We start from the raw sequence: 8165 nt of genomic DNA on the forward strand, positions 1-8165 counted from the left end.
CGCTCGGGGGGCTCGATAGCTTCGTGTTTACCGCCGGGATCGGCGAGAATGCGCCTGAAATCCGCGCCCGCGTCGCCGATCGGCTCCGCTGGCTCGGCGTGGCGCTCGACACGGACGCGAATCTCCGCGGAGCGTCGGTCATCAGCGCGCCGTTCAGCCGTGTCACGGTGCGCATCATCCCGACCGACGAGGAGTGGATGATCGCCATCCACACCGCCGATCTTCTGCGTGAGGAGCCGAAACCATGAAACCTCTCGTCGATCTTACTGGCAAGCGCGGCCTGGTGATCGGCATCGCCAACGCGCAGAGCATCGCGGCGGGCTGCGCCCAGGCCTTCCACGACTGTGGCGCGAGACTGGCGGCGACCTATCTCAACGGAAAGGCCGAGCCGCTCGTGGCGCCCGTCGCGGAGACCCTGGGAGTCGAATGGCTCGCCGCGTGCGATGTCCGGGTGCCGGGCGAACTGGAGGCCCTGTTCGAGCGGGTGAAGTCCGAATAAGGCGGCCTCGATTTCCTGCTTCATTCGATCGCTTTCGCGCCGAACGAGGATTTGCACGGCCGCGTCGTCGACAGCTCGGCCGAAGGCTTCGCGCTGGCGATGGACGTCTCGTGCCACAGCTTCCTGCGCATGGCGCGTCTCGCCGAGCCGCTGATGTCGGATGGCGGCTGCCTGCTGTGCGTCACCTTCTACGGGTCGGAGCGGGTGGTCGAGCACTACAACCTGATGGGGCCGGTCAAAGCGGCCCTCGAAAGCGCGACCCGCTATGTCGCGGCTGAGCTTGGCCCCAAGGGCATTCGCGCCCATGCGATCTCGCCAGGCCCGATCGCGACCCGCGCTGCCAGCGGCATCGACCGCTTCGACGAGCTGCTCGAACGGGCCGCGGCGACGGTCCCGCAGCACCAGCTCGTGACCATCGAGGATGTCGGAGGGCTCGCCGCCTTCCTGGTGAGCGATGCCGGCCGCCATATCACCGGTACGATCATTCCGGTCGATGGCGGTCAGCACCTGCTCGGCTAGGGCGGCTCGCCGCGATCGGGGGCTATCCTATTTGTCGCTGGTGGCCTGCTTCTCGCCGTCGCCCGGGCTTTTCTGCCCGAACCATGGTCCGACAATGGCAGCAAAGGCATCCAGCGCCCCGGGAGCCGTCTGAGCGCTCGCGACGGCCTGCCAGGCCTGCTGCCATTCCTCGAACGCCGATCTTGTGCCGGCAATCATATGCTCGCGGACCGTGGCCATGTCCTCGAACAGTGCCCGCGGTCCGGCCGGGCTGACCGCGCCGGCGTCCGACGTCTTGTCCGTCGCGCCCGCAATCGAGGCACGCGCCTCTTCGGCGAAGCGGCCGGCGGCGCGGTTGCCGACCTCGAGCGACTCTTCGCCACCTTTCCGGGCGACTTCGGCGAGCTTCAGCATCAGGCCGACATTCGCTTTGGCGAGCGCGGCAAGTTGATCGACCGGATAGGGCATGGGACGATGAACCTTTCTCTTCGCGTCTAAGCTCCAGCGTATCGGGCATGCAGCCCTGGCCTGAGGCTCATCGCGTCGCGCCGCCGATATTCGGCGAGGCTGAATCAGAGAGAATCGGTAACTCTACGTATGCCGAATCTGCGGCTTGCCTGCGACGCTCAGCCAATGCACTTTTGGCTTGTCGTCCATGTCGTGCCCGCGGGCAGCGACTTCTACCCGTCCCGTCATGATCGCGGCACGGTCGGGCATGATTATGGTCTGACCCGGCAACCGGCATGGGCGTGATACCGTCCATAGCCAGGCTCGGCCGGATTGCGGCGCTCCGCGGTCCCGTCCTCGATGTCGAGTTCGACGAAGGGCCGCTGCCCGCAGTCAATGAAGCACTGCGCATCGATGCGGCGTCAGGCCCGCTGGTCGCGGAAGTGCAGAGCCATATTGATGATCGGACCGTCCGCGCCGTCGCGCTTCAGCCGACCTCCGGTCTGGCGCGCAATGTCGGCGTGGTGGCCTTAGGCGCACCCATCGCGGTTCCGGTCGGAGACAAGGTTCTTGGGCGGCTCCTTACGCCGACCGGGCAGGTGGGGGACGGCGGCGCGCCGCTCGGACCGGATGTGCCATTGAGGCCGATCCATCGCGCACCCCCACCGCTCGACGAGCAGAGCGCGGCGACGGCGATGTTCGAGACCGGCATCAAGGTCATCGATCTGCTCGCACCGCTTGCCCAGGGCGGCAAGGCCGCCATGTTCGGGGGCGCGGGGGTGGGCAAGACCGTGCTGGTGATGGAACTCATCAACGCGATGGTCGCCCGCTACGAGGGTGTCTCAGTGTTCGCGGGCATCGGCGAGCGATCGCGCGAGGGCCATGAGCTGCTCACCGACATGCGCGGCTCGGGTGTGATCGACAAGACCGTGCTCGTTTTCGGGCAGATGAACGAGCCGCCGGGCGCGCGCTGGCGGGTCGGGCTGACCGCGCTCACCATCGCCGAACATTTCCGCGACGAGCAGAAGCGCAACGTCCTGCTGCTCATGGATAATGTGTTCCGCTTCGTCCAGGCCGGCAGCGAGGTGTCGGGCCTGCTTGGACGCATGCCTTCGCGCGTCGGCTATCAGCCGACGCTGGCCAGCGAGGTGGCCGCGCTGCAGGAGCGCATCGCCTCTGTGCATGGGGCTGCGGTGACCGCGATCGAGGCGGTCTATGTGCCCGCCGATGATTTCACCAACCCAGCGGTCACCGCCATCTCCGCCCATCTCGACAGTTCCATTCTGCTCTCGCGCGCCATGGCGGCCGAAGGCATCTATCCCGCGGTCGATCCCTTGGGGTCCTCGTCGATCCTGCTCGATCCGCAGGTCGTGGGCGATCATCATTACGCGCTCGCCCAGCAGGCCCGCGAGACGATCGCGCATTATCGCGAGCTCCAGGACATCATCTCGCTGCTCGGCATCGAGGAACTGGGCCGCGAAGACCGGCTGATCGTCGGCAGGGCGCGGCGGCTCCAGCGCTTCCTGACCCAGCCTTTCATGGTGACCCAGGCCTTCACCGGACAGGCCGGCCGCTCGGTGGCGCTGGCTGATACCCTGAAGGGCGTCGCGGCCATCCTGTCGGGCGAGACCGACGACTGGCCCGAAAGCGCCTTCTACATGGTGGGCGATATTGAAGAGGCACGCTCTCGCGTGGGGCAGGGCGCATGAAGCTGCGCATCACCGATCCGACCGCGATCCTCGTCGACGCCGATGTCGCGTCGGTTCGCGCCGAGGATGCCAGCGGCAGTTTCGGCATCCTGTCGGGCCATGCCGATTTCCTGACCGCGCTTGGCGTCTCGATCGTCTCCTGGCGCGGCCCCGATGGCGCTCCCGGCTATTGCGCGGTGCGCAACGGCATTCTGACCGTGAGCCACGGCACGGAGGTCGCGGTCGCGACGCGCGAAGGCCATGTCGGCGATGACCTTGGAACGCTCGAGCATGACGTGCTCGCGCGCTACCGCGAGCGCGACGAGGGCGAACGATCCGAACGGACCGCGTCGGCGAAGCTCAGGATGCAGGCGATCCGCCATATGGTCGAGGCCCTGCAGGGTGGTGGCCGGGAGATCGGCCTGTGAGCACGGACAAGCCCGAGCAGCCGATCGTCGAAGCCATCCGGACCCGCGCGGAACGGCGGCGGCTTGCGCAGCGGCTTCCTTCCGTCGCCCGCAATCTCGGCCAGATCGGCGTGCTCGGCTGGCAGATCGTCCTGCCCGCGCTGGTCGGTCTCGCGATCGGCCGCTGGCTCGACCACCGGCTGGATAGCGGCATCTTCTGGACCGCGCCGCTCCTGCTCGTCGGGCTCGCCCTCGGCTGCTGGTCGGGCTGGCGCTGGATGCACCGGCAATGAGCCAGCTCTCCCCCATCCTGTTCCTGGCCCTCGGATTTGCGGTCGGCCTCGCCCATTTCGCGGCCATCGCCAGAGAAGCCGACCTCGTCACCCATGGCGGCCCGGCATCGCGCGCGATCCTGCTCAGGCTCGGGCGCCTCGCCGTCACTATTCTGGTTCTTGTCATCGCCAGCCGGCAAGGGTGGCCGGCGCTTCTTGCCGCAACAACCGGCTTCATGGGCGGGCGCCAGATCATGCTCCACCGGCTCGGAGGCGCCCGATGATATTCGCGTCACCACTTGAAAGCCATGTGCTGTTCGCGATCGGTCCGGTGCCGATCAGCCAGCCGGTCGCCACGACCTGGGGCATCATGGCCGTCCTTACAATCGGAAGCTGGCTGCTGACCCGCCGCCTTGCGTTACGCCCAACCCGAGCCCAAGCGGCGCTCGAGCTGGTCGTCGAGACCGTCGCCGGCCAGATCCGCGAGACGATGGAGGCGGAGCCGCGGCGTTATCTGCCGCTGATCGGCACGCTGTTCCTGTTCCTGCTGGTCGCCAACTGGTCGTCGCTGATCCCCGGCGTCGAGCCGCCGACCGCGACCCTCGAAACCGACGCGGCGCTGGCGCTGATCGTCTTCGGCGCGACGCTCTGGTTCGGCGTCCGCGCGCTCGGGCCCAGGGCCTATCTCGCGACCTTCGCGCGCCCCTCGATCCTGCTCGCCCCGCTCAATATCGTCGAGCTCTTCACCCGCAGCTTCTCGCTGATGGTGCGCCTGTTCGGCAACGTCATGAGCGGTGTCTTCATGATCGGCGTCGTGCTGAGCCTGGCCGGGCTGCTCGTCCCGATCCCGCTGATGGCGCTCGAAATGCTGACCGGCGCGGTCCAGGCCTACATTTTCGGCGCGCTCGCCATGGTCTTTATCGGCAGCGCTATCAGCGAGAACGGCGCCCGCCCGCCATCCAAACAGGAGTCCCCCGCATGAACTGGATCCATCTCGCCAGCATCCTCGGCGCCGCTTTCGCGATCTCGATCGGCGCAATCGCCCCGGCGCTCGGGCAGGGCAGGGCCGTCGCCGCCGCGATGGACGCGATCGCGCGCCAGCCCGAAGCCGCCAACACCATCTCGCGCACGCTGTTCGTGGGCCTCGCGATGATCGAGACGATGGCGATCTACTGCCTCGTGATTGCGCTGCTGCTGCTCTTCGCCAACCCGTTCGCCTGACATGCGGATCGACTGGTGGACGCTCGCGCTGCAGGCGGTCAATGTCCTCATCCTCGTGTGGCTGCTCGGACGCTTCCTGTTCCGTCCGGTGATGGATGCCATCGCTGCCCGCCAGGCATCGGCCCAGGCGCTGCTCGACGAAGCGCGGGAGGCAAAGGACCGGGCACAGGCCGAAGCGCAGGCGCTCAAGACGCAGAATGACGGCTTCGTCGCGGATGCGGCGGCTCGCCGCGCCGAGATCCGGACCGAGGCCGAAGCGGAGCGCCAGCGCCTCCTCGCGCAGGCCAGGCTCGAGGCGGACGCCGTCGTCGAGCAAGGCCATGCGGCGATCGATGCCGAACGCGGGCGGGTGGCGGCGCAGTGGCGGGAAAAGGCAGCGAGCCTCGCCGCCTCGATGGCAGGCACGTTGCTCGCTCGTCTCCCGCCCGAGCAGACGGTGCAGGCCATGGTCGACGCGCTCAAGGCGCGGCTCGGGGACCTTTCCGAGGCGGATCGCCTCAGCCTGGCGGCCGCCGGGCCCGTCACCGTCGCGACGCCCGCGCCGCTGACGGCCGATCTGCAGACGCAGGTAGCGCGCGCGCTTGGCGAAATCCTGCCGGATACCGCGACCCCGATTTTCGCGGTCGATCCAGATCTCATCGCCGGCGCGGAGCTTCGCACGCCCCACGCCGTCGTGCGCAACAGCTGGCGCGCCGATCTCGACGCCATGGTGGAGAGCCTCAATGAGGACAATCATGCCCGGATCGCCTGAAGACTGGCTGACGCAGGCCCAGAGCTGCATCGCGCGCGCCAATCTCGGGCCGCGTGTCGATGCAATTGGCCGGGTGGAATCGATCGGCGACGGCGTTGCCATGGTCTCGGGCCTTCCGGACTCGCGCCTCGACGAATTGCTCTATCTCGCCCGGGGCCAGACCGGATTCGTCCACACGCTCGACCGGGACCGGATTGGCTGCGTGCTGCTCGACGATGCCGCACAGGTGGAGGCAGGAGACACCGTAACCGGCTCGGGCGAGGTGGTGCGCGTGCCGGTTGGCGAGGCATTGCTTGGCCGAGTCGTCGATCCGCTCGGCCGTCCGCTCGATGGGGGCGCGCCGATCCGGGCCAGGCGCTTCGATCCTGTCGAACGGCCGGCGCCGGCGATCATCGAACGCGACCTCGTCGTCCAGCCGGTGCAGACCGGCACGCTCGCAATCGATGCGATGTTCGCCATCGGCCGGGGGCAGCGCGAACTCATTCTCGGTGACCGCGCCACCGGCAAGACGGCGCTCGCGGTCGACACGATCATCAACCAGCGCACCAGCGACATGATCTGCGTCTATGTCGCGATCGGCCAGAAAAGCTCGGCGGTCGCGCGCGTGGTCGATCAGGTGCGGCGGCATGGCGCGCCGGATCGCACCATCTTCGTCGTGGCGAGCCCCGCCGCGGCGCCGGGGCTGCAATGGATCGCGCCGTTCGCGGGCTTCACGATGGCCGAGTATTTTCGGGATGGTGGCGGCCATGCGGTGGTGGTGCTCGACGATCTCACCAAGCATGCCGCGACCCATCGCGAGATCGCCCTGCTGATCGGACAGCCGCCCGGGCGCGAGGCCTATCCAGGCGACGTCTTCTTCCTCCATTCCCGCCTGCTCGAACGTGCGGCGCGTCTCTCGACGGAGAAGGGGGGCGGTTCGCTCACGGCTCTGCCGATCGCGGAGACCGATGCCGGCAACGTCAGCGCCTATATTCCGACCAATCTGATCTCGATCACCGACGGTCAGATCATTCTCGACGCGAAGCTGTTCGCGCAGGGGCACAAGCCCGCCATCGACGTGGGCACGAGCGTGAGCCGGGTCGGCGGCAAGACGCAGCTTCGCGTCCTGCGCGACGCGAGCGGGACCATGCGCCTCGACTATGCGCAGTTCCTCGAGCTCGAGATGTTCACCCGCTTCGGCGAGCAGCCCGAGCCGCGTGTCCGCGCCCAGATCGAACGGGGCAAGCGCTTGCGCGCCTTGCTCGTGCAACCGCTGTCGAGTCCCCTACGGGTCGTCGACCAGGTGGCGCTGGCCGTGGCGCTCGGCGAAGGGTTGCTCGATGGCATGGTGGTCTCGGAGATACCGTCGCTCCGCGCGCGGCTGCCCGCCTGGATCGACGATCACGTCCCCGATCTATGCGCGCAGATCGAGCGGACTGGACAGATCGACACCGCGCAGCGGTCCGCTCTGATAACGACGGTGAAAGCGCTGATCGAAAGCCAGCCGGCCGGTTCTGCATCATGAGCGATCGCCTCGCCGAGATCGGCCACCGGATCGAGACCGTCCGCCAGCTCGGTGCGGTGGTCAACGCCATGCAGGGCATCGCCGCGCAGCGGGCGCAGCAGGCGCGCGCGCTGCTGCCCGCGGTGCGACGCTATGCGGAGACCGCCCGCACCGCCATTGGCCAGGCGCGCCGCCTTGACGAGCCACTGGCGCGTTTTCCGGCGCGGGCGGTCGGTGGTGCGAGAGGCGGCCTTATCCTGTTCGGTGCGGAGCAAGGCTTTGCCGGGGCCTTTCCGGAGCAGCTGCTCGACGGCGCCGCGGCCGACATGCAGGACAGGCATATTCTTCTGATTGGCGCGCGCACGGCCACGCTTGCGACCGAGCGCGGTCTGCGCATCGCATGGAGCGCGAGCATGCCGAGCAAGGCCGATGCGCTGCCCGCACTCGCGACAAGCATCATCGACGCGCTGTACGACTATCTGGACGAGACCGGCGCGGTGCCCATCACCATGGCTTATCCGGTCTGGAGCAGCGGCAAGGGCGTCTCGATCGTGCGCGCGAGCCTCCTGCCGCTCGACCTCGACACTTTCCCCGCGTCCACGGCGGATTTGCCGCCGCTCGTCAATATCAACGCGGCGGACCTTATCGGCGACCTGACCGCGGAATATGTCTTCGCCCAGATCTGCGCGGCTGCGGTCGAGACGTTCGTCGCCGAGAATGAGGCACGGCTGCGCACCATGGCGACCGCCCGCAGCCACATCGATCGCAAGGGCGAGGCCCTGCGCCTCGAGGAGCGCCTCACGCGTCAGGATCAGATCACCAGTGAAGTCGTCGAACTGAGCGGCGGGCGACATCGGCGAGAATGAATGCAGGGCAGGCACTTCTGCTGTTCAGCAAGA

Annotated in this window: 10 protein-coding genes and 2 pseudogenes; 11 read left to right on the top strand and 1 reads right to left on the bottom strand. The window is 67.9% G+C overall.

All coding sequences use genetic code 11. The features are described from left to right. Both BGN95_RS06445 and fabI read left to right on the top strand, forming a co-directional pair. Nucleotides 1-248: pseudogene (locus tag BGN95_RS06445) on the top strand (acetate/propionate family kinase); the annotation flags it as partial. Continuing rightward, nucleotides 245-1018 (top strand): annotated as a pseudogene (gene fabI, locus BGN95_RS06450) (enoyl-ACP reductase FabI). The pseudogenes BGN95_RS06445 and fabI, both read left to right, overlap by 4 nt. A 27-nt stretch (nt 1019-1045) precedes the next feature. Here fabI and BGN95_RS06455 read toward each other — a convergent pair. Continuing rightward, nucleotides 1046-1465 (bottom strand): hypothetical protein, encoded by a 420-nt coding sequence (locus BGN95_RS06455; RefSeq protein WP_030541621.1) that lies wholly within the window; start codon nt 1463-1465, stop codon nt 1046-1048. A gap of 275 nt (nt 1466-1740) precedes the next feature. Between BGN95_RS06455 and atpD the strand changes: the two genes are divergently transcribed. From atpD to BGN95_RS06500, 9 genes are read left to right on the top strand one after another with little or no spacing between them, the layout of a single operon-like run. Then, entirely contained in the window at nt 1741-3153 is a 1413-nt protein-coding gene (gene atpD, locus BGN95_RS06460; protein ID WP_286772006.1) for a F0F1 ATP synthase subunit beta, read from the top strand. After that, nucleotides 3150-3560, top strand: coding sequence for a F0F1 ATP synthase subunit epsilon (locus tag BGN95_RS06465; RefSeq protein ID WP_030541620.1), 411 nt, complete (start codon nt 3150-3152; stop codon nt 3558-3560). Before atpD ends, BGN95_RS06465 begins: the two co-directional genes overlap by 4 nt. Next, a complete protein-coding gene (locus BGN95_RS06470) occupies nt 3557-3832 on the top strand; it encodes an AtpZ/AtpI family protein (RefSeq protein WP_030541619.1) in 276 nt (91 codons plus the stop codon). The genes BGN95_RS06465 and BGN95_RS06470 overlap by 4 nt, the downstream gene beginning before the upstream one ends. Next, entirely contained in the window at nt 3829-4095 is a 267-nt protein-coding gene (locus tag BGN95_RS06475) for an ATP synthase subunit I (protein WP_017501319.1), read from the top strand. The genes BGN95_RS06470 and BGN95_RS06475 overlap by 4 nt, the downstream gene beginning before the upstream one ends. Before the next feature lie 26 nt (nt 4096-4121). After that, nucleotides 4122-4793, top strand: coding sequence for a F0F1 ATP synthase subunit A (locus tag BGN95_RS06480; RefSeq protein WP_231621894.1), 672 nt, complete (start codon nt 4122-4124; stop codon nt 4791-4793). After that, nucleotides 4790-5032 carry a F0F1 ATP synthase subunit C gene (locus BGN95_RS06485; RefSeq protein WP_046408697.1) on the top strand — a complete coding sequence of 81 codons (243 nt, stop codon included), beginning with the start codon at nt 4790-4792 and terminating at the stop codon, nt 5030-5032. Before BGN95_RS06480 ends, BGN95_RS06485 begins: the two co-directional genes overlap by 4 nt. A gap of 1 nt (nt 5033) precedes the next feature. Beyond that, nucleotides 5034-5783 (top strand): F0F1 ATP synthase subunit B family protein, encoded by a 750-nt coding sequence (locus BGN95_RS06490; RefSeq protein ID WP_030541616.1) that lies wholly within the window; start codon nt 5034-5036, stop codon nt 5781-5783. Next, on the top strand, nt 5755-7287 hold the full coding sequence (locus BGN95_RS06495; protein ID WP_338124157.1) for a F0F1 ATP synthase subunit alpha: 1533 nt from the start codon (nt 5755-5757) through the stop codon (nt 7285-7287). Before BGN95_RS06490 ends, BGN95_RS06495 begins: the two co-directional genes overlap by 29 nt. Next, nucleotides 7284-8132: a F0F1 ATP synthase subunit gamma gene (locus tag BGN95_RS06500; protein WP_046408699.1), complete on the top strand. Its 849-nt coding sequence runs from the start codon at nt 7284-7286 to the stop codon at nt 8130-8132. The genes BGN95_RS06495 and BGN95_RS06500 overlap by 4 nt, the downstream gene beginning before the upstream one ends. Nucleotides 8133-8165 lie beyond the last annotated feature (33 nt).

The organism is Sphingomonas sp. 66-10 (assembly GCF_001897045.1).
Lineage (GTDB): Bacteria > Pseudomonadota > Alphaproteobacteria > Sphingomonadales > Sphingomonadaceae > Sphingomonas > Sphingomonas lycopersici.